At 71.3% G+C, this 23573-nt stretch carries 22 protein-coding genes and 2 pseudogenes; 8 read left to right on the top strand and 16 right to left on the bottom strand.

Translation table 11 applies throughout. From position 1 onward, the window contains the following. Window positions 1-235 precede the first annotated feature (235 nt). Genes FHS13_RS19755 through recO form a run of 3 tightly spaced genes read right to left on the bottom strand, consistent with a single transcriptional unit; the run spans window position 236 to window position 2576 of the window. A complete protein-coding gene (locus FHS13_RS19755) occupies window positions 236-991 on the bottom strand; it encodes an SGNH/GDSL hydrolase family protein (protein WP_184293458.1) in 756 nt (251 codons plus the stop codon). 35 nt (window positions 992-1026) lie between these two features. Continuing rightward, window positions 1027-1848, bottom strand: coding sequence for an isoprenyl transferase (locus FHS13_RS19750; protein WP_184293452.1), 822 nt, complete (start codon window positions 1846-1848; stop codon window positions 1027-1029). Then, complete coding sequence (gene recO / locus FHS13_RS19745) at window positions 1845-2576, bottom strand: DNA repair protein RecO (RefSeq protein ID WP_184293451.1); 732 nt, start codon at window positions 2574-2576, stop codon at window positions 1845-1847. Before recO ends, FHS13_RS19750 begins: the two co-directional genes overlap by 4 nt. Before the next feature lie 304 nt (window positions 2577-2880). On the opposite strand from recO, the gene FHS13_RS19740 reads away from it, so the two are divergent. Both FHS13_RS19740 and FHS13_RS19735 read left to right on the top strand, forming a co-directional pair. Further along, on the top strand, window positions 2881-3732 hold the full coding sequence (locus FHS13_RS19740) for a CAP domain-containing protein (protein ID WP_184293450.1): 852 nt from the start codon (window positions 2881-2883) through the stop codon (window positions 3730-3732). A gap of 152 nt (window positions 3733-3884) precedes the next feature. Continuing rightward, window positions 3885-4595, top strand: coding sequence for a DUF2625 family protein (locus tag FHS13_RS19735; protein ID WP_184293449.1), 711 nt, complete (start codon window positions 3885-3887; stop codon window positions 4593-4595). Between the two features lie 46 nt (window positions 4596-4641). Here FHS13_RS19735 and leuA read toward each other — a convergent pair whose 3' ends face one another. Together leuA and FHS13_RS19725 are read right to left on the bottom strand one after the other, a co-directional pair. Continuing rightward, entirely contained in the window at window positions 4642-6342 is a 1701-nt protein-coding gene (gene leuA / locus FHS13_RS19730; protein ID WP_184293448.1) for a 2-isopropylmalate synthase, read from the bottom strand. Window positions 6343-6816: 474 nt separating this feature from the next. Beyond that, on the bottom strand, window positions 6817-7881 hold the full coding sequence (locus FHS13_RS19725) for an oxidoreductase (protein WP_184293447.1): 1065 nt from the start codon (window positions 7879-7881) through the stop codon (window positions 6817-6819). A gap of 308 nt (window positions 7882-8189) precedes the next feature. Here FHS13_RS19725 and FHS13_RS19720 point away from each other — a divergent pair, with 308 nt between their 5' ends. Then, on the top strand, window positions 8190-9455 hold the full coding sequence (locus FHS13_RS19720; RefSeq protein WP_420220855.1) for a M14 family metallopeptidase: 1266 nt from the start codon (window positions 8190-8192) through the stop codon (window positions 9453-9455). Window positions 9456-9503: 48 nt separating this feature from the next. Here the strand turns inward: FHS13_RS19720 and FHS13_RS19715 are convergent, their stop codons facing one another. Next, window positions 9504-9851: a hypothetical protein gene (locus tag FHS13_RS19715; protein WP_184293445.1), complete on the bottom strand. Its 348-nt coding sequence runs from the start codon at window positions 9849-9851 to the stop codon at window positions 9504-9506. 370 nt (window positions 9852-10221) lie between these two features. On the opposite strand from FHS13_RS19715, the gene FHS13_RS19710 reads away from it, so the two are divergent. After that, entirely contained in the window at window positions 10222-11010 is a 789-nt protein-coding gene (locus FHS13_RS19710; protein WP_184293444.1) for an IclR family transcriptional regulator, read from the top strand. 25 nt (window positions 11011-11035) lie between these two features. On the opposite strand, the gene era is transcribed toward FHS13_RS19710, so the two are convergent. The 7 genes and pseudogenes from era to FHS13_RS19680 form a co-directional block, all read right to left on the bottom strand. Next, window positions 11036-12004: a GTPase Era gene (era, locus tag FHS13_RS19705; protein ID WP_184293443.1), complete on the bottom strand. Its 969-nt coding sequence runs from the start codon at window positions 12002-12004 to the stop codon at window positions 11036-11038. A gap of 10 nt (window positions 12005-12014) precedes the next feature. Beyond that, window positions 12015-12359, bottom strand: a complete 345-nt coding sequence (locus FHS13_RS19700; RefSeq protein WP_184293442.1) for a cytidine deaminase — start codon at window positions 12357-12359, stop codon at window positions 12015-12017. After that, window positions 12356-13741 carry a hemolysin family protein gene (locus tag FHS13_RS19695; RefSeq protein WP_184293441.1) on the bottom strand — a complete coding sequence of 462 codons (1386 nt, stop codon included), beginning with the start codon at window positions 13739-13741 and terminating at the stop codon, window positions 12356-12358. The genes FHS13_RS19700 and FHS13_RS19695 overlap by 4 nt, the downstream gene beginning before the upstream one ends. Next, window positions 13738-14229 carry an rRNA maturation RNase YbeY gene (gene ybeY / locus FHS13_RS19690; RefSeq protein WP_184293440.1) on the bottom strand — a complete coding sequence of 164 codons (492 nt, stop codon included), beginning with the start codon at window positions 14227-14229 and terminating at the stop codon, window positions 13738-13740. The genes FHS13_RS19695 and ybeY overlap by 4 nt, the downstream gene beginning before the upstream one ends. A 109-nt stretch (window positions 14230-14338) precedes the next feature. Further along, window positions 14339-14734 (bottom strand): annotated as a pseudogene (locus FHS13_RS21590) (PhoH family protein); the annotation flags it as partial. 993 nt (window positions 14735-15727) lie between these two features. Next, a pseudogene (locus FHS13_RS21900) lies at window positions 15728-16426 on the bottom strand (PhoH family protein); the annotation flags it as partial. Between the two features lie 216 nt (window positions 16427-16642). Then, window positions 16643-16996, bottom strand: a complete 354-nt coding sequence (locus FHS13_RS19680; RefSeq protein WP_184293438.1) for a histidine triad nucleotide-binding protein — start codon at window positions 16994-16996, stop codon at window positions 16643-16645. Window positions 16997-17309: 313 nt separating this feature from the next. Here FHS13_RS19680 and FHS13_RS19675 point away from each other — a divergent pair, with 313 nt between their 5' ends. Both FHS13_RS19675 and FHS13_RS19670 read left to right on the top strand, forming a co-directional pair. Beyond that, window positions 17310-17840, top strand: coding sequence for a SigE family RNA polymerase sigma factor (locus tag FHS13_RS19675; RefSeq protein ID WP_184293457.1), 531 nt, complete (start codon window positions 17310-17312; stop codon window positions 17838-17840). Continuing rightward, window positions 17837-18526, top strand: coding sequence for a hypothetical protein (locus tag FHS13_RS19670; RefSeq protein WP_184293437.1), 690 nt, complete (start codon window positions 17837-17839; stop codon window positions 18524-18526). The genes FHS13_RS19675 and FHS13_RS19670 overlap by 4 nt, the downstream gene beginning before the upstream one ends. Before the next feature lie 79 nt (window positions 18527-18605). Here FHS13_RS19670 and FHS13_RS19665 read toward each other — a convergent pair whose 3' ends face one another. From FHS13_RS19665 to hrcA, 3 genes are read right to left on the bottom strand one after another with little or no spacing between them, the layout of a single operon-like run. After that, entirely contained in the window at window positions 18606-19343 is a 738-nt protein-coding gene (locus tag FHS13_RS19665; protein WP_184293436.1) for a 16S rRNA (uracil(1498)-N(3))-methyltransferase, read from the bottom strand. Next, window positions 19340-20479, bottom strand: coding sequence for a molecular chaperone DnaJ (gene dnaJ / locus FHS13_RS19660; RefSeq protein ID WP_184293435.1), 1140 nt, complete (start codon window positions 20477-20479; stop codon window positions 19340-19342). The genes FHS13_RS19665 and dnaJ overlap by 4 nt, the downstream gene beginning before the upstream one ends. Before the next feature lie 4 nt (window positions 20480-20483). Continuing rightward, window positions 20484-21497 carry a heat-inducible transcriptional repressor HrcA gene (hrcA, locus tag FHS13_RS19655; RefSeq protein WP_184293434.1) on the bottom strand — a complete coding sequence of 338 codons (1014 nt, stop codon included), beginning with the start codon at window positions 21495-21497 and terminating at the stop codon, window positions 20484-20486. Between the two features lie 190 nt (window positions 21498-21687). On the opposite strand from hrcA, the gene FHS13_RS19650 reads away from it, so the two are divergent. Then, complete coding sequence (locus tag FHS13_RS19650) at window positions 21688-22545, top strand: DUF3097 family protein (protein WP_184293433.1); 858 nt, start codon at window positions 21688-21690, stop codon at window positions 22543-22545. A 106-nt stretch (window positions 22546-22651) separates the two neighbouring features. Further along, window positions 22652-23536, top strand: a complete 885-nt coding sequence (locus FHS13_RS21580) for a DUF4870 domain-containing protein (RefSeq protein ID WP_246405494.1) — start codon at window positions 22652-22654, stop codon at window positions 23534-23536. Window positions 23537-23573: the final 37 nt, after the last annotated feature.

The raw sequence follows: 23573 nt of genomic DNA, 5'->3' as shown, positions 1-23573 counted from the left end.
AGGGGGTGTGCCGTGAGGGCGCCGGCGGGGTTCTGCAGGAGTGGAGCGAACATCCGAGGCACGAGGATGTGAGCGCAGCGACGAAGAACCGCGCCCCGAAGGCGCCCGAGCAGGGGCCGAAGCGAAGCGGAGGCCCCAAAGCAAACACAGTGAGCGCAGCGACGAAGAACCCCGCCCGAAAGGCGCCCGAACCGGGGCCGAAGCGAAGCGGAGGCCCCGAAGCAGGCACTATCTCTCAGCGGTCCTTCGTCAGCACGGTCAGCTCGGGGCGCTTGGCGGTGACGGTGTCCCCCGAGGAGCGGCCGGTCAGCCGGCGGCCGATCCACGGACCGAGCGACTCGCGCACCCAGGCCAGGTCCTCCTTGCGGGCGCGGGCCCAGGACAGCGGTTCCTGCTCGGGCCACGGCTCGTCCCAGCGCTCCGCCACCGGCACACCCAGCACCTCGGCCGTCCTCAGCGCCAGGCGCCGGTGCCCCTCCGGGGACATGTGCAGCCGGTCGGCGTCCCAGGCGCGGGCGTCGGTGAGGACCTCCATCGACCACTGGTCGACCAGGTAGCAGCCGTACTTGTCGGCGATGGCCCGGATGTTCATGTAGTGGCGGGCGAAGAGGCCGATGGTGCCCCGCATGTAGCCCGTCGCGATGTTGACCCCGGTGAAGAGCACCACCTGGCTTCCCGCGGCACGCAGGCGGCCCACGGTCAGGTCCAGGATGCGGGCCATCCGCTCGGGGTCACCGCCCGGGCGCAGCAGGTCGTTGCCACCCGCACTGAGCGTCACCAGGTCGGGGGCCAGTTCCAGGGTGGGCGGAATCTGGTCGGTGACGATCTGGCGCATCAGCTTGCCGCGCACGGCGAGGTTGGCGTAGCGGATCTCGCCCAGGTGGTCGGCCAGGTGCTCGGCGAGCCGGTCGGCCCACCCCCGGAAGGTCCCGTCGGGATAGGGGTCGCCCACACCCTCGGTGAAGCTGTCGCCCACCGAGACCAGGGACATGCCCGGTCGGAGCAGGGGCTGGTCGTCGGACTGGATCACTTGCTCTCCTCTGTGACGGGGTTGGGTTCGGCGCCGCCGTAGCGGCGGTCGCGGCGGGCGTAGGTCTCGCAGGCCTGCCACAGGTGGCGGCGGTCGAAGTCGGGCCAGAGCGTCTCCAGGAAGACGAACTCCGCGTAGGCGGACTGCCAGAGGAGGAAGTTGGACAGCCGCTGCTCCCCCGAGGAGCGGACGAACAGGTCCACCGGGGGGATGTCGGGGGCGTAGAGGTGCTGGGCCAGGGTGTCCTCGGTGATCTTCTCCGGGGAGATCTGCCCGGAGGCGGCCTTGCGGGCCAGCTCGCGGACGGCGTCGACGATCTCGGCCTGTCCGCCGTAGTTGACGCAGAACTGAAGGGTGAGCGCGGTGTTGTCGCGGGTCCTCTCCTCCGCGTCCCGCAGCTCCTTGATGACGCTCTTCCACAGCCGCCCGGCGCGCCCCGCCCACTTGACGCGCACACCGCGCTCGTGCAGCATGTCGCGGCGGCGGCGGATGGTGTCGCGGTTGAAGCCCATGAGGAAGCGCACCTCGTCGGGCGAGCGCTTCCAGTTCTCGGTGGAGAAGGCGTAGGCGGACAGGTTGGGGATGCCCAGCTCCAGGGCCCCCTCGATGACGTCGAAGAGGGAGGACTCCCCCGCCTTGTGGCCCTCGGTGCGCGGCAGCCCGCGCTGCTTGGCCCAGCGCCCGTTCCCGTCCATCACCACGGCCACGTGCCGGGGCACCAGGTCTGCGGGGATCTGGGGGGGACGCGCCCCGCTGGGGTGCGGCTCGGGAGCGGCGTACTGGCGCCGCTTGCCGGTGTCGAAGCTGAACAGACTCAAGAACGCTCCACGTGGCGCAGTGATCGGATTCCGTTTTCCAGGTGCCACTGCAGATAAGCCGCGACCAGACCGCTGCACTCGGAGCGGTGTCCGGGATCGCTGGCGTCCGCATGGGACCAGTCCCCGCTGAGCAGGGACAACATCAACCGGAGGGTGTCCGGGGAAGGGTGAACGCTGCCGTGCGGGCGGCACACCGAGCAGACACTACCGCCGGCGTGCACGGCGAACGCACGGTGCTCCCCGCGGCTGCCGCAGCGGGCGCACTCGGTCAGGGCCGGGGCGTACCCGGCCACGGCCAGGGAGCGCAGCAGGTAGGCGTCCAGGACCAGGCGTGCGTCGTGGCTGCCCTCGCCCAGGGTGCGCAGTGCGCCGATGAGCAGGAGGAACTGCCTCAGGGCGGGATCCTTCTCCACGGCGACGACCTTCTCCGCCGTCTCCAGCATGGCGCTGGCGGCGGTGTAGCGGGCGTAGTCGCCCACCACCGCCTCACCGTAGGGGCGCAGGGTCTCGGCCTGGGTGATGACGTCGAGCGTGCGTCCCGCGTGCAGTTGCAGGTCGACGTGGGTGCAGGGTTCCAGCCGGGCACCGAACCTCGACCGGGTGCGGCGCACACCCTTGCCGACGGCGCGGACGAGGCCGTGCCTTCGGGTCAGGAGGGTGATGATGCGGTCGGCCTCGCCCAGTTTCTGGTTGCGCAGCACGACGCCCTCGTCGCGGTAGAGACTCACTCCCCTATTGTCGCGGATGCGGAGGACCGTCCCTGCCCCCGGGGGGTGCCGTTCCCCATTTCGGCCCACCCCTCTGACCTGGTTTGTTATGTTTTGGATTCCCTTTTTAAGATATTTGGTCTAATCTCACCCGCTAGGTGTCCGGCGTCGCCCCTCCCCCCCCCTGCGGCGGCCGGAACGACCAGTGCCTGCGGGCACGACCCACGGGAGTCCGCGAACCGCCGGCAGAGGGAAGAGGATCCCCCGCCGGAATCGAGTGCCCCGCGGAGGAACCCGACCTTCATCCATGCAAGAGGAGAGCGATATGGCGCGTGGACGCCGGGGCAAGCGCAGAGCGAGTGCTCGCAGCTCCACCCGGACCCGCCGGAGACGCCCGGTACCGCTCCTGGTCACACTGGCCGCAGTCCCCGTCGGGCTGACCGTGGCGGGGGCACTGCTGTTCTCCGGAGCCGGTGGCGAGCTGAACCCCTTCCGCACCACCGCGGACGGCACGGCCGTTCCCGAGGACATCGGTGAGGCCACGGCCTCGCCCTCGCCCTCGCCGGAGGCGGTCGACAACTTCTTCGTTCCCCCGAGCGAGGACCCCGCCTCGGAGCCGGAGCGGACGCCGCCCTCCGAGGGCGAGGAGACGCAGAGCGCCGACGTGACGGTCACCGCCTCCCCCGAGGACGAGGAGGAATCCGCCGAGGAGTCCTCCCCGGACGGTGGGAGCTCGGGCGGCGGCCAGAGCAGCGGTGGCGGCCAGAGCGGTGGCGGAAGCAGCGGCGGCGGGAGCGGCAGCTCCTCGGGTTCCGCGGTGACCGACGCCGTCGTCACCCTGGTGAACCAGGAGCGCGCGGAGGCGGGCTGCGGCGCGCTGCGCGTGGACTCCAGGCTCACCGCGGCCGCTCAGGAGCACAGCGAGGACATGAACCGGCGCAACTACATGAGCCACCACAACCCCGAGGGCGAGGGGCCCGGCGAGCGGTCCCAGCGCCACGGGTACAGCTCCTGGGGTGCCGAGAACGTCGCCAAGGGCCAGACCAGCCCCGAACAGGTGATGCAGGCGTGGATGAACAGCCCCGGACACCGGGCCAACATCCTCAACTGCGGCCTGGTCGCGATCGGCGTCGGCGAGTCCGGCAACGCCTGGACACAGAAGTTCGGCTGGCAGTAGACACGGGCATCGGGCCGCGTCCTCCGGGGCGCGGCCCTTTCGCGTGGGCGGGGAAGACGTGGCCGCGGTCCCCCGCGTGGGCTGTCGCGAGCTACCGGTAACGTGGTCCCCCGTTGCGCGCCTTCCCCGAGGTCTGACGGAGGACTCCCCCGATGCGCGAGCTGAGCGAACTGGTCGACGTGGAACGCCCTGCCTGGCCGGTGCTGTCCGAGCACCTGGCCCGGAGCGGCGTCCCGGTGCGCGTGCTGCCCGTGGACTCCGCGCGCGGGCGTACCTGCCTGCACCGGCTGCAGGTGACCGCGCGCTCCTTCCTGGGTGCGATGGCCCTCGAGTGCGGCGGCCTGGTCCTGGACGACGGGTGGGTGCGGGTGCACGGCGGAGGGGGCCGGGAGCTGCCGGGGCTGGGCGACGTCAACGACCTGAGCACCGCGGTCGTCTTCGGCCCTCCGCTGCGGCTGACGGTGGGCCACGACGTGCTGGGCGGGGTGTTCGCCCTCAACGGCCCGGGCAGCGAGGGCGACGAGCACCCCGGCAAGCCCGGGGAGATCGTCTACTTCTCCCCCGGCTCACTGGGCTGGGTGCCGCTGGAGATGCCCTACTCCGCATGGCTGCTGTGGCTGCTGGAGGGCGGGGCGGCGGACCTCTACGACGGTCTGCGCTGGCCGGGCTGGCGCGAGGAGGCCCGGGCCCTGGACACCACGCAGGGGCTGTCGTTCGCCCCGCGCCTGTGTTCGGCCGGGACACGGGAGAACCCGGCGTCCGCCTCGCGCCGACCGGTGGCGTTCGGCGAGCTCACCGGCGCCCACCGCGCGCTGTGCGCCACCAGGGGCCTGCCCGACCCCGGACCGTTCGGCCTTCTCTGAGGCGGGACGGGCAGAGGGGCCCGCGGCGACCGCGGGCCCCGTCCGCTCAGACGCGGCCGATGGCGCTGCACAGCGCCTTCAGCGACGCGGTGGTGATGCTGCTGTGGATGCCCACACCCCACACCACCGTGCCGTCGATCTCGGCCTCGACGTAGGCGGCGGCGCGGGCGTCACCGTCCCCGCCCATGGAGTGCTCCACGTAGTCCATGACGCGGACCTTGACGTCGACGTCGGCCAGGGCGTCGCAGAACGCGGAGATGGGACCGTTTCCGGTGCCGGACAGTTCGCGGATCTCACCGCGCACCCGGGCGTCGGCCTCGATCCGGTAGGTGCCGTCCTCCCCGGTGGAGGAGCGGTGCGCCAGGACCGCGACCGGGCCGCTGTCGGACAGGTAGGTCTCGGAGAAGATCTCCCAGATGCGCTCGCCGCTGAACTCGCCGCCCTCGGCATCCGTGTACTTCTGGATGACCTGGGAGAACTCGATCTGCAGGCGGCGCGGCAGGTCCAGGGAGCGGTCGCGCTGCATGATGTAGGACACGCCGCCCTTGCCGGACTGGCTGTTGACCCGGATGACGGCCTCGTAGTTGCGGCCGACGTCCTTGGGGTCGAGAGGCAGGTAGGGCACGTCCCAGCCGAACTCGTCGACCGGGGTCCCGGCCGCGGCCGCCTCGGCCTCCAGCGCGGCGAAGCCCTTCTTGATGGCGTCCTGGTGGGAGCCGGAGAAGGCGGTGTAGACCAGGTCTCCGCCGTAGGGGTGGCGGGGGGCGACGGGCAGCTGGGTGCAGTGCTCGACGGTACGGCGGATCTCGTCGATGTCGGAGAAGTCGATCCTGGGGTCCACGCCCTGGCTGAACAGGTTCAGGCCCAGGGTGACCAGGCAGACGTTGCCGGTGCGCTCGCCGTGCCCGAACAGGCAGCCCTCGACGCGGTCGGCACCGGCCATCACGGCCAGCTCGGCCGAGGCCACGCCGGTGCCGCGGTCGTTGTGCGGGTGCACGGACAGGACCACGTGCTCGCGGCGCGACAGGTTGCGGCTCATCCACTCGATCTGGTCGGCGTAGACGTTGGGGGTGGCGCGCTCGACCGTGGCGGGCAGGTTGAGGATGATCTCGCGGCCCGGGCCGGGCTGCCAGACGTCCATGACCGCCTCGCAGACCTCCAGGGCGAAGTCCAGCTCGGTGTCGACGAAGATCTCGGGCGAGTACTCGTAACCGAAGTACTCGGTCTCCCCCAGGTACTGCTCGGCGAAGCGCATGACGTGGCGGGTGCCCTGGACGGCGATGTCCTTGCACTCCTGGCGATCGACCCTGAAGACGACCCGGCGGAAGGTGGGCGCGGTGGCGTTGTACAGGTGCACGGTGGCGCGCTTGGCGCCGACCAGGCTCTGCACGGTGCGCTCGATCAGGTCCTCACGGGCCTGCGTCAGCACCGAGATCTGCACGTCGTCGGGGATCAGCCCGTCCTCGATCAGATCGCGGACGAAGTCGAAGTCGGTCTGGCTCGCGGCGGGGAAGCCGACCTCGATCTCCTTGTAGCCCATCCCGACCAGCAGCTGGAACATCTCACGCTTGCGGGCGGGGTCCATCGGCTCGATCAGCGCCTGGTTGCCGTCGCGCAGGTCCGTGGACAGCCAGCGGGGCGCCTCGGTGATCACCTTGGACGGCCAGGTGCGGTCGGGCAGGTCCACCGGTGTGAAGGGCGTGTAGCGGTGGAAAGGCATGGGGCTGGGTTGCTGCTGCGGCACCATCTGGGGCTCCTGTGGATGTGGCAAGTGGTCACTGGTCGACCAAGGCAAGCCGAAGTCCCGCGGCGAGGGAGTCGACCTCTAGCGACCCCCGCCGCGGCCGCTAAGGAGGAGCAGCTCGCGCAGCATGATGTTCGCAACGCTAGCAGACGGTTCCGCGAAATCGGTACTCGCGTCCAACAGGTGGGACACACATCACCTGACCTGGACCTTCCCGGCTGGACAGAAGTGAACGCCGACGGGCCCCGCCGCGCAATTGTCTCGATTTCAAGGCAAATCAGTACCTCGACTTCAAGAGACCGATAGAGGTCTGTACCATTCCAGATGAACCCTTCAGTGCTAGGGGGGTCGTTTCGAGTCCCGCCGGAGTACCCAGGATGCGGCCAACATCCGAGGCCGCCGCCGATCCGCGCTGAGCCAGACGCGAAGGCGGCGCGCCGGTACCCCGGCGGGATTTCTCCTTCCGCCGCCGGCCCGTCAGGCGCCCAGCGCCGCGTAGTCGGTGTAGCCCCGCCGTCCGCCGCCGTAGAAGGTGGCCCTGTCACCCTCCTGGTAGGGACCGCCCGAGCGGACCCTCTCCACCAGGTCGGGGTTGGAGATCCAGGCCGTGGCCACGGCCACCGCGTCCGCCCTCCCCTTCTCCACGGCGGCCGCGGGGGTGTCCAGGTCCAGCCTGGAGGCGGTGTTGAGGACGAAGGTGCCCGACCACCGCTCGCGGATCCACTCGGTGTGCGCGGCCGTTCCCGATTCGGTCAGGTGCAGGTAGGCCAGGTCCGTGCGGTGCGCCAGTCCGTCCAGCAGGGCGAGGTACTGCTCCAGGGGGTCGCTCTCGGAGATGCCGTTGAAGGTGACCCCGGGCGAGATGCGCAGGCCCGTGCGGTCGGCACCGATCGCGTCGGCGACCGCGTCGACCACCTCGACGGCGAAGCGGGAGCGCTCCTCCGCGCCGCCCCCGTACCCGTCGGTGCGCCGGTTGCTCCCGTCGGCGAGGAACTGGTGGATCAGGTAGCCGTTGGCCCCGTGCACCTCCACCCCGTCGAAGCCCGCCTCGATCGCGTTGCGTGCGGCGGAGACGAACTCCTCCGTGGCCCGGGCGATGTCATCGGCGTCCATCTCGCGCGGCACCGGGTGCGGGACCATCTTCTCGCCGTCGAACATCGACTGGCCCGAGGCGATCGGGGACGGGCCCACGGGCAGCCCGCCGTCGGGGTAGAGGCTGGGGTGGCCGATGCGGCCCGCATGCATGAGCTGGGCGAAGATGTGCCCGCCGCGCTCGTGGACGGCGTCGGTGACGCGCCGCCACGCCCGCACCTGACCCGCGCTGTGGAGGCCGGGGGTGTCGATGTAGCCCTGGCCCCGCACGCTGGGCTGGACCCCCTCCGTGATGATCAGACCGGCCGAGGCGCGCTGGGCGTAGTACTCGGCGACGAGGTCGCCCGGCTCCCCCTCACCGGGGACGCGGGAACGGGTCATCGGCGCCATGAAGAGGCGGTTGGGCAGCTCCAGGCGGCCGATCTTGACGGGGTCGAACAGTGTGCTCACAGCAGGTCTTCCATGTCGGTCGAAAGGGGGATCGTTCCTCGGGAACCCCTACACCGTAGGGGAAGCGCTCATCCCGTTCGCCTTCGCGGTGCCCCAACGGGCCTTGCACACAAGTGCCTGTCGGCCCACCCCCGTGGCCGGATCCGGCCACGGGGAACTCCCCGGCACCGGCCTCACCTGGAGCGCTCGGCGCCCTGCGCACCCGACCGCCCCCATAACACAGGGTTATGCCCATTGACAGAAAGTGCCGACGTTTCGTGCAATGTCGTCCATCTGTCCGAAGCCTCGAACCCGCTCCTGGAGGCATCGTGCTCCGTCCCCCGTCCCCCCTGCGCGCGCTCACGCCCCTGGCCGTCTGCGCCCTCCTCCTCAGCACACCGGTCGCCGGCAGCGCCTCCGCGGAGGCCGGCTCCGGCCTCTACGAGGTCCGCGGTGCCGACACTGCTCAGGACCGCACGGCGGTCGCCGCCACCGGCGCCGCCATCGACCACGTCGAGGGCGGCACTCTCCTGGTGACCGCCACCCCCGCCGACGCCGACGAGATCGCCGACCTCGGCCTCGACGTGCGCGAGGCCTCCGCCGTCACCGCCCTCGCCTCGCCCGACCCGGGATACACCGACCACGCCGAACTGCTCGACATCGTCGAGGAGGTCGTGACCGAGCACTCCGGCATCGCCCGGAGCACGGTCATCGGCACCTCCTACGAGGGCCGCGACATCGTGGCGGTCAAGATCAGCGACAACGCCGCCACCGACGAGGACCAGCCCGAGGTCCTGTTCGTCCACGCCCAGCACGCCCGCGAGCACCTGACCGTGGAGATGGCCGTCCACCTCATGCACATGCTCACCGACGGGTACGGCGAGGACGCGCGGATCACCGAGCTGGTCGACAGCCGCGAGATCTGGATCCTGCCCAACGTCAACCCCGACGGCAGCGAGTACGACATGGCCGGCGGCACCTGGCGCAACTGGCGCAAGAACCGCCAGCCCAACGCGGGTTCCCGCTCCGTGGGGACCGACCTCAACCGCAACTGGGACTACAGGTGGGGCTGCTGCAACGGCTCCTCCGGCAGCCCGAGCAGCGCCACCTACCGCGGCTCCGCACCGGAGTCGGCGCCGGAGGTGCGCGTCATCGCCGACTTCGTGCGCAGCCGGGTCGTCGGCGGGGAGCAGCAGATCACCTCGGCCGTCGACTTCCACACCTACAGCGAGCTCGTCCTCTGGCCGTTCGGCTACACCTACGGCGAGGTCGTCCCCGGCATGACCCGCGAGGAGTACGACACCCACGAGGCGCTGGGCACCTACATCGCGCAGGCCAACGGGTACACGCCCCAGCAGTCCAGCGACCTGTACATCACCGACGGGTCGATCGGCGACTGGCTGTGGGGCGACCAGCGGATCGTCAACTTCACCTTCGAGATGTACCCCCGCAATGCCCGGCAGGGCGGCTTCTACCCGCCGTCGTCGGTGATCGAGAGGGAGACCGCCCGCAACGAGGAGGCCGTGCTGCGGCTGCTCGACTACGCGGACTGCCCCTACCGCATCGTCGGCGCGCAGGCCTCCTACTGCTCCTGACCGGAGCGGGCCCCGGGAGCCGAGGCTCCCGGGGCCCCGGGGCCCGGCTCAGAACTCGCCCTCGCACGCCTGGCTCATGCGGTCCGCGCCGAAGCCTTCCAGGTACGTGGTCTCGGGCGCCGGGTGGAAGTAGCGGTCGGCCTGGGCGCCCACGATCACGGGTTTCTCACCTCCGTCCCACGAGATGTGCAGTTCGCAGCCCTCGTTCACCTCGTAGACCGCGATGAACATCCCCTCGCTGTCGGGTCCGGTGATGCGGGTGTGCTCCTGGCTCACCCCGTTGGCGGTCAGGATCTCCGTGAAATCCTCCTCGGTCGCCTGGGACGAGCAGGCGGAGAGCATCAGGATCGCGGCCACCGGCACGGCCACCGCGAGAAAACGCGTCTGGGGGAACATGCTTCTCAACTTCCGGTCTCCGACAGCGGCGCCGACACGTGGTTCCCGACTCCGCGCGGGGCGGTGCCGCTGTCCGCTGGTTCCCGGTTTCCCGGTTCCGAAGGGAGAGCAGACGTGAACCGGGTCACTCGGGAGCCCTCACTGTAACGAGGAACACATCCCACAAACCGGGATGATCCGCCATCCGTCTCCCATTCGATACGCCCCGTGACTCTCCGGGCATACCTGCATACCAGCGGTTTCTGCCGCCCCACCGCTTCCCCGGACACGGACGGTCGGAGGCGGTCGCGTGCTATAGAAGACCTGACAGCGGGAAGTGCTTTTCACATCGCAAAAGCCGTGTCCCACCACCGTGCCCGGAGCGTGACCGTTGCCAGTCCCACAGACCCCCATCCACGACGACCAGGGCAGGCGCTCCGGCGGCGTCCAGTCCCTGGACCGCGCGTTCGCCCTCCTGGAGATCATGGCGGAGGTCGGCGGCGAGGCCTCGCTCAGCCGACTCGCCGAGGCGTCGGGGCTGCCCCTGCCCACCATCCACCGCATCATCCGCACCCTGGTCGGCAGCGGGTACGTGCGCCAGCTGCCTTCGCGCCACTACGCTCTGGGCCCCCGCCTGATCGGCCTGGGGGAGAAGGCCTCGCGCATGCTCGGCGCGTGGGCGCGCCCGCACCTGGCGCAGCTGGTGGAGGAGCTGGGCGAGACCGCCAACCTGGCGATGATGGACGGGGACAAGGTCGTCTACGTGGCGCAGGTGCCCTCGCCGCACTCCATGCGCATGTTCACCGAGGTGGGCCGCCGGGTGCTGCCCCACTCGGCGGGCGTGGGCAAGGCACTGCTGGCGCAGCTGGACGACGCCGAGGTACTGGCGACCGTCCGCCGCACGGGGATGCCCGCGGCCACCGAGCGCACCATCACCGACCCCGAGCGCTTCCTCGAGGAGCTGCGGGCGGTGCGCCGCGACGGATACGCCGTCGACGACGGCGAGCAGGAGGTCGGCGTGCGCTGCGTGGCGGCACCGGTCCCCGGTGCCCCGTCGGGGATGGCGGTGTCGGTGTCGGGCCCCGAGGCCCGGGTGGGCCGGGGCTTCGTCGAGCGCGCCGCACCGATCGTGCAGGAGTGCGCGGCGCGCCTCGCCGAGGACCTCGACAGCCGGAGCTGATCGCGCTTCCCCCCGGGCCCGATGCTCACGTCTGCTGGTCGAAACCCAGCCTGCGCAGCTGCTTGGGGTCGCGCTGCCAGTCCTTGGCCACGCGCACCCGCAGGTCGAGGAAGACCCTCCTGCCCAGGAGGGCCTCGATCTGCTTGCGCGCCCGCGAGCCCACGTCGCGCAGGCGTGAGCCCTTGGTGCCGATGACGATCGCCTTCTGGCTGGGACGCTCCACGTACAGGGACGCGTAGATGTCGACCAGGTCCTTGCCGCTCTTGCCGGGTTCGCGCTCGCCCATCTCGTCGACGACGACCGCGATCGAGTGCGGAAGCTCGTCGCGCACGCCCTCCAGGGAGGCCTCGCGGATCAACTCGGCCACCAGCATCTCGTCGGGTTCGTCGGTCAGGTCGCCGTCGGGGTACAGCGGCGGTCCCTCGGGCAGGTGGGAGCACAGGACCTCGGTGACGGTGTCGAGCTGGAAGCCCCCCTGCGCGGACACCGGGACGATGTCGGCCCAGTCCCCCAGCTCGTTCACCGCCATCAGCTGCTTGCCGACGGTTCCCTTGTCGGCCAGATCGGTCTTGGTGACCAGTGCGACCACCGGGGTGTCGGTCTGCGCGGCCAGCTCCTTGGCGATGTAGGTGTCCCCCCGGCCGATCGGCTCGTCGGCCGGCAGGCAGAAGGCGATCACGTCCACCTCGACCAGGGTGGACCGTACCAGCGAGTCCAGCCGCTCCCCCAACAGGGTGCGCGGCTTGTGCAGGCCGGGGGTGTCCACGATGATCAGCTGCGCGTCGGGGCGGTGCACGATGCCGCGCACCGTGCGCCGGGTGGTCTGGGGACGGCTGCTGGTGATCGCCACCTTCTGCCCCACCAGCGCGTTCATCAGGGTGGACTTGCCCACGTTGGGGCGGCCGACGAAGCAGGCGAACCCGCTGCGGAACCCCTCCGGGTGCGAGGGCATCGGCAGCGGCATCCGCAGCTTCTCGAGGTCGAGGTCGTTCATCGGGCCTTCCCTAACGCCGGGTGATGCTCGCGGGCACGCCGTCGGGTGCCGCGATCACCACCGTCCCGGTCTTCAGGTCGTCGGCCACCGCACGGTCGGCCTCCGACAGCTCCCCCGCCTCGGTGACGACCACCGCGGCCTCCAGCTCGGTCGCCTCACCCGAGACCGCGGCGGCCACCGCGGCCTGCAGGGCGCTCAGCCGCAGCGAGGGCAGGGACACCGTGGAAGCCACGTAGGTGCGCCCCGTCTCGTCGCGCACCGCGGCACCCTCGGCTGCGGAGTTGCGGGCCCGCGAGGCCCGGGCGAGGGTGATGAGCTTGCCGTCCTCGGGACCCAGCCCCGTTGTCTCCGTCACTGTTGCGTACTCCTCGTGTCCTTGTCCTCGTCCCCGGCGGCGCCGCTCTCGGGCAGGCGCTCCACCAGGACGGTGGTCATCCTGTTGCGGCGGCTGCTCTTGCCCTCCAGTGTCAGCCGCAGACCAGCGTATTCCGCCTGGGCCCCGCCGGCGGGCACGCGGCCCAGCACGTAGGCGACCAGTCCGCCGACGGTCTCGACGTCGGCCACCTCCAGGTCCCGCTCGGGGAACAGCTCCGCTAGCTCGCCCAGCGGCAGGCGCGCGGTCACCCGCACCCGGTCGGCGTCCAGCAGCTGCACCGGCGGGATCTCGTGGTCGTACTCGTCGGTGATCTCCCCGACGATCTCCTCCACGATGTCCTCGATGGTGACGAGCCCGGCGGTGCCGCCGTACTCGTCGATGGCCACGGCGACGTGGTTGCGCTGCTTCTGCATCTCACGCAGGAGCTCGTCGATCGGTTTGGTGTCGGGGACGAACACCGCCCTGCGCATCACGTCGGCGGCGGTGAGCGGGACCTCCGTGCCGGGGTTGCCGGCGGCGGCGGCCCAGCGGTCGCGCAGCTGCTCCACCAGGTCCTTGAGGTAGACGATGCCGACCACGTCGTCCTCGTCCTCACCCGTCACCGGGATGCGGGAGTAGCCGCTGGCCAGCGCCAGCGTGAGGACGGCGTCGGCGTCGGCGTCGCGGCCGGTGAAGACGATGTCGGGCCGGGGCACCATCACCTCGCGCACGGAGGTGTCGTCGAGCTTGAACACGGAGTGGATCATCTGGCGCTCCTCGGCGTCGATGACCTCCCCCTCCTCGGCCAGGTCGACGAGCCTGCGCAGTTCCACCTCGGTGCTGAAGGGGCCTCCCCGGTCGCCCTTGGCGCGCGGGGTGAGCGCGCGCCCGGCGCCGACCAGGAGCTGGGCGAGCGGTCCCAGCACCACCTGCACGGGATACAGGACCGTCGCACTGGTCCGGGCGATCGGCGCCGAGAACTGGCGGCCGAGAATACGCGGCGCTATGGCGATCAGCACCGCCTCGACGGCGACCATCACCACGGCGGCCAGCACCAGCGCGGGCCATCCGAGTCCGAGCAGGAACACCGTGCCCAGGCCTGCGGACAGAACGGCGCACACCTCGCACACCACGCGCAGGAGCAGCAGCACGTTGAGGTGGTGTGCGGGGTCTGCCGCCACCCGGTTCCAGGCGCGGCCGCCCTCGGCCCTGCGCTCCGAACCGGAGGCGGCGGACAGCCCCACCGACATGACCCGGGTGACGGCGACCTCCGCCGCGACCAGGAACGCCGCCGCGGCGGTCAGCGCCAGCGCGACCGCGAAGGCCGTGCCCCAGTGGGCGGGGTCACCGCCGGCCGACGCGATGTCCGACCAGGCGCTCATCGGCCGTCCTCGCCCCCCGCTGCGGTGCGGTCGGCCTCGCTCTCCCTCCAGGAGGCGAGGATCTCGCCCTGGAGGCCGAACATCTCCTTGTGCTCCTCGGGCTCGGCGTGGTCGTAGCCCAGCAGGTGCAGGATGCCGTGCGTGCACAGCAGGTCGATCTCGGCCTCGGTGCTGTGTCCGGCCTTCTCCGCCTGGCGCTCGGCCACCTGCGGGCAGATGATGACGTCACCGAGGACGCCCGGCTCGCTGGTGCGGCCGGGGCCACCGGGGCGCAGTTCGTCCATGGGGAAGGAGAGCACGTCCGTGGGTCCGGGCTCGTCCATCCAGCGGACGTGCAGGTCGGCCATGGGCTCCTCGTCCACCAGCACCACGGATAGCTCGGCCAGCGGATGGACCCGCATGGCATCGAGGACGTACCGGGCCAGGCGGGAGAGCCGCTCCTCATCCACGGTGGTGACGCCGGACTCGTTGGCGACGTCGATACTCATCGGTTGCGGTTGCCTCACTTGGTCGTCGGACCGGGCGCAGGGGCACCCGGGCACCCGAAACCGGTGAGCCCGCACACGCGGGCCCACCGGCTCGGACACTGTACTGTTCTCAGTCTGCCTGCTGCCGGGGGCCGTCGGTCCCCGCACCGGTGCCCCCGGGGGTGTCACGGCGGGGCCCGCGGCCGCGCCGCTCGCCCCGGCGGGTGCCCTGGCGCTCCTGCTGCACGGCGTCGTAGCGGCCGTAGGCGTCGACGATCTGCCCGACGAGTTTGTGCCGGACCACGTCCTCGCTGGTCAGCTTGCAGAAGGCGATGTCGTCGATGTCACGCAGGATGTTCTCGATGGTCCGCAGGCCGCTGCTCTGCCCGCTGGGCAGGTCCACCTGCGTGACGTCGCCGGTGACGACGATCTTGGACCCGAAACCGAGCCGGGTGAGGAACATCTTCATCTGCTCGGGCGAGGTGTTCTGCGCCTCGTCCAGGATGATGAAGGAGTCGTTCAAGGTGTTGTGCGTGAGCAGGAAGTCCTCGGTGACGTAGAGGGAGTCCTCCGCCGCCACCTGGATGCACACGCACTCGGCCTCGCCGGCGGGCTCGACGGAGTCGACGAAGCGCACGGGGCGCCCTCCGCCGACGTCGTACGCGTCCGCCTTGCTCCGGACCCGGAAGGGCATGATGCCTTCCGGCAGGCACAGGTCGAGGACATGGGTGCCGGGTCCGCGGGAAACCTCGCGGTCCCGGGACGGACCGGGTGTCCCTTCCGCCGCCGGAGCGGTGCGGACCACGCCCCCGAAGGACCGCACGAGGAACAGGACCGCGTCGCGCAGCACCGGCGAGCCGGTGCCGTACCGGACACGGCAGGTGCCGTCCTTCCCGGAGACCGGTTCTCCGCCCGCGTCCAAGAGCCCTTGGAGCAGGGCCAGGCGCACCTCGGCGCTGTTGTACAGGTAGCGGTCCGGCACGGATTCCGTCCCGGGGGCGGCACCCTCCGGACCCGGTTCCCGCAGGACGGCGGTCGCGGTGCCGACCGGGGTGCCGGCCTCCGTTCCCGGCAGCCCGAGCGCCCGGGCCGGTCCGGGGCCTCCGGTGGAGAGGCCCGGTGCCGTCCCGCCGGAGACATGCTCCCCGCTCAGGAGCAACCCGAGGGCGTAGGGGTCCGCGGGGACCTCCTGCCCGGGAAACTCCACCGGCCCGCTGAGCAGCGGGAGTTCGTACGTGTGGCCGTGCGCGCGGCGCAGACCGCTCTCCGCGATCTCCTTGGCGGTGAGGACACGGGACGCACCGTCGCGCGTGCGCACCGTCCAGAGATGGTCCTCCGAGCACAGCGTCGAGGCGCCGTCCTGCGAGGAGAAGCGGTAGATCGCCTTCCTGCCCTGCGGGTGGACCCCCAGCACCGGGGTGGGCCTGCCGTCGGACCCCACCACGAGGTCGCCGACGCCCAGCTCACCGATCGGCCGGAAGCCGTCCGGGGTCAGGACATCGGTGTCCACCGGCTGCGCGCGTCCCCGCATGTAGGCCAGGGGTGCGACCTCGATGGTCCCGGCCGCCATCAGCTTGGGGATGGAGTCGGGGTCGAGCATGTCGTGCAGCGCGTCGTAGAGGGGCCGCAGGTAGGGGTCGATCTTGTCGTAGAGGCTGCCGGGGAGGAAGCCCAGCCGCTCGCCCGCCTCGACCGCGGGGCGGGTCAGGATGATGCGGTTGACCTGCTTGTCCTGGAGCGCCTTGACCGCCTTGGCCATCGCCAGGTAGGTCTTGCCGGTACCGGCGGGGCCGACACCGAAGACGACGGTGTACCGGTCGATGGTGTCGACGTAGTGCTTCTGGTTGAGCGTCTTGGGCCGGATGGTCTTGCCCCGGTTGGACAGGATGTTGGTGGTGAGCACCTCCGCCGGGCGCACCGCCCCCGGGGAGCGCAGCATGGAGACCATGCGCTCGACGGTGTCCGGGGTGACGTGGGTCCCGCTCTTGGCGAGCTCGATCAGCTCCTCGACGAGGCGGACCACCACAGCGGTCTCCTCCGGGGCGCCGCTGATGGTGAACTCGTTGCCGCGGACGTGGATGTCGCTGTCGAAGGCGCGCTCCAACACCCTGAGGAGCTCGTCCCCCGATCCCAGCAGGCTGATCATCGTGTGCTCGTCGGGCACCACGACCTTGACCTGTGCGTCGTGCTGCGGGTGCTCGTGCGTTGTCTCGGCCATGGTGTGGCCTTGCGGCCGCTGTCCCTGCCCTTCGGGTCGGACGCCTCGGGCCTCGGCCGGCGGGGCGCCTCATGTGACGGTCCGGGCGCCGCTTCCTTGCACGTGCGGCGCCGGGTGCTGCTTCCCGCGGTCGGCCCGAGGGCCGCTGCCGGCTGGGGAAAGCCCACTGGACACGAGTCTACCAAGGCGCCCCGCCCGGCTCGATCCCTTTTCCGGCTACCCGGGGGGCCACTCCAGGCCGCGGCCGCCGAGGACGTGTCCGTGGAGGTGGAACACCGTCTGCCCGGCACCGCTCCCGGTGTTGAACACGAGCCGGTAGCCGCTGTCGGCGATGCCCTCCTGGACGGCGACCTCGTGGGCGTCGCGCACGACGGCGTCCACGAGGCCCGAGTCCTGCGCGGCGGCCTCGGCGACGTTCTCGTGGTGGTCGCGGGGAATCACGAGGACGTGCGTGGGCGCCTGGGGATTGATGTCGCGGAAGGCGACCGTCCGCTCCCCCTCGCGAACGATCTCGGCCGGCACCTCCCCTCGCACGATCTTGCAGAACAGGCAATCGGCCTGCTGGGACATCGGTGACCTCCGTCGTTCTCGTCGGCAGCCGCGGCGGCCTTGCGACGACCATGATGCCGCAGGTGCCGGGCAACCGCTCGTGAGAGGCCGGATGCGTCCCGTTCCACCCGGGAAACCGCGGTTGCGCGATGATCGGTACCGTAAGCGCGATAGTCTTTCCCTCCGTGCGCGTCCGGTTTTCGGTGAGCGTTCGTCCCGACCGGCCCCCGACGTGTTCGGACCGACTCGCGCGTCTACCTGGAAATGAAGAGGTATGCCCTTTCGTAAACCCCGCGACAAGGGTGTGCGTCGAACTGATGTGACGACAGAAACCCTGGTGGCCAGAGCCACCGCGGCTCCACTTTCGGTGGAATGGGACGCCGACCACGCGGTGACGGAGCTCTACAGGGAGCACTACCGTCCGCTCGTACGCCTGGCGGCCCTGCTCGTCCGCGACCACGCCACAGCGGAGGAAGTCGTACAGGACTCCTTCGTGGCGATGCACGGAGCGTGGCGACGCCTGCGCGACCCCAGCAAGGCCCTGTCCTACCTGCGCCAAGCGGTGGTCAACAAGGCGAGGTCCGTGCTGCGCCATCGGGCGGTCGTGGAGAAGCACGCCCCCAAAGCCCTTCCCGACGCCCCCAGCGCCGAGCACGGCGCACTGAACCTGCTGGAGCGCGAGGCCGTGATCCGCGCCCTGCGCAAGCTACCCACCCGTCAGCGAGAGGCCATCGTGCTCCGGTACTACGGCGACCTGTCCGAGGCGCAGATCGCGCATGCCATGGGCATCAGCCGAGGTGCGGTGAAGAGCCACACGTCCCGCGGCATCTCCGCGCTGCGCTCTGTTCTGGAGCAGACGACATGACCAGCCCGACAGATCCGATGAACGACGAGTTCGAGGCCAAGCTGCGGCAGCTCCTCAAGGCCGAGGCCGACACCGTCACGACCTCGCCCGAGGCCCTGAACCTCATCCGCGAACGCGCCGAGCGCCGCCGGGGCTCCGCCTGGTTCGGTCTTCCCTGGCTGCGGCCGGCGGTCGCCGTCGCGGGAGCGGCCCTCATCGCCGCCTCCGTGCTCATGTCCACGCCCCAGGTGCGGGAGCAGGTCCTGGACATCGTCCCGGCCGGCGCGGACCGGGAGGGGACGCCTCCGGAGGCGGAGGTGGAGACCGAGGACCCGGCCGAGCCCGCGGTCCCCGCACAGCCCCTGCCCCCGCCGCAGCAGGAGCACGTGGAGGAACCGACGGAGAGCCCCAGTCCGTCGGCGGAGGCCTCCGCCCCCGCCGAAGACCCCTCCGCCAAGCCCTCGTGCCCGCCGAAGGAGGATGCGAGCGCGTCCCCCGAGGGCGCGCCCGAGGACTGCGAGCCGGACGAGGAGCCCAGTACCGGTACCGGCGGCGAGAACACCGGTGACAGCGGCGGCTCCGAGGGGTCGGAAGGCAGCGGTGACAGCGGCGGCTCCGAGGGGTCGGGCGGCGGCGACACCGGTGGGTCCGCGGACGGCGGCGCGGCCCCCGAGGGCACCACCCCCCGGGCCACGGCCGAGCAGTAGTCTCCCCCGCACGGAGAAGGGCCCCCGACCGCTGAGCGGTCGGGGGCCCTTCTCCGTGCTGCGGTACCGCTGTATCGCCCTACCAGCGGCCGGTACGGGACTGGAGCACCGCCAGGGCGGCCACCCCGGCGGTGGAGGTGCGCAGCACGCTCGGTCCCAGAAGGGCCCGCACCGCACCCGCGGCCGCGAAGGCCTCGAGCTCGGCGTCGGAGAAGCCGCCCTCGGGCCCGACCACCAGGACGACACGCGCGCCCTCTCCCCGGGGCGGTTCCAGCTCGGACAGCCTGCTCGCCCCGTCCTCGTGCAGGACCACGCCCAGGTCGGCGGCGGCCAGCAGGGCGGCGACCGCTTCGCGGTCGGCCTGCTCGGCCACCTCCGGCAGGCGGGCGCGGCGGGCCTGTTTGGCCGCCTCCCTGGCGGTGGCCCGCCACTTGGCCAGGGATCTGGCCGCCCGATCGCCCTTCCAGCGGGTGACGCTGCGCTCGGCGGCCCAGGGGACGACGGAGTCGACGCCGGCCTCGGTCATCATCTCCACGGCCAGCTCACCGCGGTCGCCCTTGGCCAGTGCCTGGACCACGGTCAGGTGCGGGGCGGGTGCCGGCTCCCGAACGCGTTCGAGGACCTCGCACACGACCTCGTCCCTGCCCACGCCGACGACCGTGCAGCGGGCGCGCAGGCCCTCGCCGTCGGCCAGGTCGACCGTCTCCCCGGTTCGGATACGCCGTACCGCGGCCGCGTGGCGGCCCTCCGGGCCGGAGACGGTCACCCGGTCGGCGGCAAGGTCACCGGACGGGACCAGGAAGACCGGTGGGGTCACTTGTTCGCACCGAAGGCGTCGCGGAGCTTGGAGAAGAGGCCGCCGTGCCCGGGGCTGAAGCGGCCCGGGTTCTGGTCCTCCCCGCGCAGTTCGGCGAGCTTGCGCAGCAGGGCCTCCTGCTCCTCGTCGAGCTTGCCCGGCGTCTCCACGTCGATCCGGATGCGCAGGTCGCCGCGCCCTCCGCCGTCCAGGTGGGTGACGCCCTTGTTCGGCAGGGTGATGACGTGGCCGGAATTGGTGCCCGGGCGGATGTCGATGTTCTCGGTTCCGTCGAGGGTCTCGAAGGAGAACGAGGCGCCCAGCGCGGCCGCCGTCATCGGTACCGAGACCGTGCAGTGGAGGTCGTCGCCGCGCCGTTCGAAGGTGGGGTGCGGCCGCTGGACGATCTCCAGGATGATGTCGCCGCGCGGACCGCCGTTGGGACCCACCTCGCCCTCACCGGCGAGCTGGATCCGGATGCCGTCGTCGACGCCGGCCGGGATCGTGACGGTCCGGGTGACCTTCTCCCGCACACGTCCCTCACCCGCGCAGTCACCGCACGGGCTGGGGATGACCGAGCCCTGGCCGGCGCACTGCGGGCAGGGGCGCGAGGTCATGACCTGGCCCAGGAAGGACCGGGTGACCTGCGAGACCTCGCCCTGGCCGTGGCACATGTCGCACGTGGTGCGCTGGGTGCCCGGGGACGTCCCCTCGCCCTGGCACGTCTCGCACAGGATGGCGGTGGGGAAGGTGATCTCCTTGGAGACACCGAACGCGGTCTCGGCCAGGTCGAGCTCGACCCGGATCTTGATGCTGCGTCCCCGCCGGACCCGGTCGCGCGGTCCCCGGCCGCCGGTCTGCCCGCCGAAGAAGGCGTTGACGATGTCGTCGAAGGGGAAACCCGTCGCGCCCCCGAAACCGCCCGCGCCGCCGCCACCGGGGGCGTAGGGGTCCTGGCCCATGTCGAACATCCGGCGCTTGTTCTCGTCGGAGAGGACCTCGTAGGCCTGGGTCACCTCCTTGAAGCGGTCCTGGGTCGCAGGATCGGGGTTGATGTCGGGGTGCAGCTCGCGTGCGAGCCGCCGGTACGCCTTCTTGATCTCGTCCTTGGACGCGTCGCGACGCACCCCGAGAATCTGGTAATAGTCTCTGGCCACTGAGTTAATGTCCTGCCAAAATCTGTCCGACATACCGAGCCACGGCGCGCACCGCTCCCATCGTCCCCGGGTAGTCCATCCGGGTGGGTCCGACGACACCGATCTTGGCGAGCGACTGGTTTCCCACACCGTAGTCGGCCGACACGATGGAGGTGGAGCGCAGACCCTCGTGGAAATTCTCCGCGCCGATGCGCACCGTGAGCATCGACGGGTCCTTCGCCTCACCCAGCAAACGGATGAGCACCATGTTCTCTTCCAGCGCCTCCAGGACGTCTCTCAGACTGGCGGCGAAGTCGACGGCGGCAAGGTTGGCGGTCCCGGCGAGGACGATCCTCTCCTCGTGCCGTTCGACCAGGCTCTCCAGCAGGACGGAGAGGACCGACGCCGCCATCCGGCGCTCCTCCGGACGGACCTGGGAGGGCAGGTCCTCCACCGCTTCGGGGACGTCGCCCAGGTGGAGTCCGGCGATGGCGCGGTTGAGCATCGTCCGCAGATCCGCGACCGCGCTCTCGTCGATCTCCCCCAGTCCGTCGATGACGCGCTGCTCGACCCTGCCGGTGTTGGTGATGACCACCATCATGAGGCGCTGTCCGCCCAGGGGCACCAGTTCCACGTGCTGCACGGCGGACCTGGTCAGCGACGGGTACTGGACGATCGCCACCTGGCGGGTGAGCTGGGCCAGCAGGCGGACCGTGCGGGCGATGATCTCGTCGAGGTCGACTGCGCCGCTGAGGAACGACTCGATGGCGCGCCGCTCGGCCTTGGAGAGCGGCTTGACCGAGGAGAGCCGGTCGACGAAGAGGCGGTATCCCTTGTCCGTGGGGACCCGGCCCGCACTGGTGTGCGGCTGGGCGATGTAGCCGTCCTCCTCCAGCGCGACCATGTCGTTGCGGATGGTGGCGGGGGACACCCCGAGCTTGTGGCGATCGGCCAATGCCTTGGATCCGACCGGTTCGTTGGTGCTGACGAAGTCCTCGACGACAGCACGCAGGACCGCGAGCTTGCGCTCATCCAGCAACTCGCCACCTCCTGGCACTCCATGGTTCCCAGTGCTAATTCTATGCCCGGACGCAAACCCGACGGTAGCAATCATGTGGCCGCGCGGCCGCTTCGGTACCGGCCGCGCGGGCGGCGGCCGGGCCGGGTCGTCCCTTGTGTGCGCTGCGCCACCGGGATGTCCGGGTGCCCCGCCGGTAGAATGCGCCACCGTGGCTACCAAGGGATCCGGCCGCTACGGCCGCGACGTGCTCGCCGGCGACCGGCGGCGTCCGGGGAAGTCTGCTGTGCGGGAGGTGCCGCTGAGCCGGGACCTGGTCGTGGAGGACGCCGGAGAGGCGTTCTGCGGCGCCGTCGTCGGTTGGGACAAGGCGACCGTGACCCTGGAGGACCGGCACGGCCGGCACCGCGTGTTCGAGCTGGGACCGGCCGCGTTCCTGATGGACGGCGAGCCCGTCACCCTCGTACGTCCCGCCGCCGCACCGCGCGGTCCCCTGCGCAGCGCCTCGGGCTCCGTGGCGGTGCCCGGCGCCAGGGCGCGCACGGCCCGGGAGAGCCGCATCTATGTGGAGGGCGTGCACGACGCCGAGCTGGTCGAGAAGATCTGGGGCCACGACCTGCGCGTGGAGGGGGTGGCCGTCGAGTTCCTGGAGGGGATCGACGACCTTCCCTCGGTCGTGGCGGACTTCTCCCCCGGACCGGGCCGCCGCCTGGGCGTGCTGGTGGACCACCTGGTCCCCGGTTCCAAGGAGTCCCGGATCGCGGGCCGAGTCGGCGGGGAGCACGTGCTGGTGGTCGGGCATCCCTTCGTGGACGTCTGGCAGGCGGTGCGGCCCGCCGCGGTGGGTATCCCCGGCTGGCCCGAGGTGCCCTACGGCATTCCCTGGAAGGAGGGGGTGGTGCGCGCACTCGGCTGGCGGATGGAGACGGGTGAGGCCTGGCGCAGGATCCTGGGATCGGTGCGCTCCTACGCCGACCTGGAACCGGCCCTGCTCGGCCGGGTGGAGGAGCTGATCGACTTCGTCACCGCACCGGGTCCGGACAGGCGGTATCCGCCGAGGACGTCCTAGGATCTGTCCAGGCAACGGGCCCCTCCGGTCAGGACACCGCCGCTGCCCGCCCCGGCGGTACGCGGCCGCCGGCAGACGCCTCCCGACAGCGGAACCGAGGAAGAGCATGAGCGAGACCCCGACGAATCCCCCGACCCCGGAGGACCCGGCCCCGGGGGACCCCACCCCGGGGCAGCAGCCCCGGCCGCCCCGGGACGCGCAGCCCTCGGGCGGACAGCAGCCCGCCGCGGACGCCCCCTCCTCCCCCGCACCCGGGCACGACCGGCCCGCAGCACCCCCGTCGCAGCCGGGGTACGCGCAGCCCTCCGGAGCCCAACCCGGATACGCGCAGCCCTCCGGAGCCCAACCCGGATACGCGCAGCCCTCCGGAGCCCAACCCGGATACGCGCAGCCCTCCGGAGCCCAACCCGGGTACGCGCAGCCCTCCGGAGCCCAACCGGGGTACCCGCATCCGCCCCAGGCGTACGGCCGGCCCGGTTTCACCCCGCCGCCCGCCGCCCCGCCCCACGGGCAGCCGTATTCCGCCCATGCCGCCCACCAGCAGTACGGGCAGCCGCATCCGGGGCACCCCCAGCCTCAGCAGCCGGGGCCCTACCCGCAGCAGCCGGGCCCCTACCCGCAGCCCCAGGCCCCCGCCGGGGACGGCGGAATCCTCGCGGCGATGCTCGCCCACCTGGGCGGTTTCGTCGTCGGCTGCCTGGGATGGGTCCCTCCGCTGGCGGTCTACCTCGCCAGGCGGGACGCGTCTCCCTTCGTCCGCCACCACGCCTCGGAGGCGGCGAACTTCCAGATCACCCTGCTCATCCCCTACGCCTTCGCCTGGGTGGCCTTCCTCGGACTGGGTATCTTCCTCCCGAACCTGTCCTGGATCGGCTCCTTGTTGATCGCACTGGTGTGGATCCTCTCGATCGTTCTCGGCGTCATAGGAGCGAGCAGCGCCAACAAGGGGACGTGGTACCGCTACCCGGTGAGCATCCGCCTCCTGAAGTAGGCGCCCCCGCACCGCAGATCCGAGCCCCGGCCCGAAG

The sequence above is a fragment of the Nocardiopsis algeriensis genome, from assembly GCF_014203695.1.
Classification (GTDB): Bacteria; Actinomycetota; Actinomycetes; order Streptosporangiales; family Streptosporangiaceae; genus Nocardiopsis; species Nocardiopsis algeriensis.
This window is presented reverse-complemented; position numbering and strand designations above follow the sequence as displayed.

Coding starts and splice junctions, on each gene's coding strand:
- FHS13_RS19755 (WP_184293458.1), bottom strand. CDS start 991: ATGTCCCTGGTCTCGGTGGGCGACAGCTTCACCGAGGGTGTGGGCGAC.
- era (WP_184293443.1), bottom strand. CDS start 12,004: ATGAACGACCTCGACCTCGAGAAGCTGCGGATGCCGCTGCCGATGCCC.
- ybeY (WP_184293440.1), bottom strand. CDS start 14,229: ATGAGTATCGACGTCGCCAACGAGTCCGGCGTCACCACCGTGGATGAG.
- FHS13_RS19670 (WP_184293437.1), top strand. CDS start 17,837: ATGACCAGCCCGACAGATCCGATGAACGACGAGTTCGAGGCCAAGCTG.
- FHS13_RS19735 (WP_184293449.1), top strand. CDS start 3,885: ATGCGCGAGCTGAGCGAACTGGTCGACGTGGAACGCCCTGCCTGGCCG.
- FHS13_RS19715 (WP_184293445.1), bottom strand. CDS start 9,851: ATGTTCCCCCAGACGCGTTTTCTCGCGGTGGCCGTGCCGGTGGCCGCG.
- FHS13_RS19680 (WP_184293438.1), bottom strand. CDS start 16,996: ATGTCCCAGCAGGCCGATTGCCTGTTCTGCAAGATCGTGCGAGGGGAG.
- FHS13_RS21580 (WP_246405494.1), top strand. CDS start 22,652: ATGAGCGAGACCCCGACGAATCCCCCGACCCCGGAGGACCCGGCCCCG.
- FHS13_RS19695 (WP_184293441.1), bottom strand. CDS start 13,741: ATGAGCGCCTGGTCGGACATCGCGTCGGCCGGCGGTGACCCCGCCCAC.
- leuA (WP_184293448.1), bottom strand. CDS start 6,342: ATGGTGCCGCAGCAGCAACCCAGCCCCATGCCTTTCCACCGCTACACG.
- FHS13_RS19740 (WP_184293450.1), top strand. CDS start 2,881: ATGGCGCGTGGACGCCGGGGCAAGCGCAGAGCGAGTGCTCGCAGCTCC.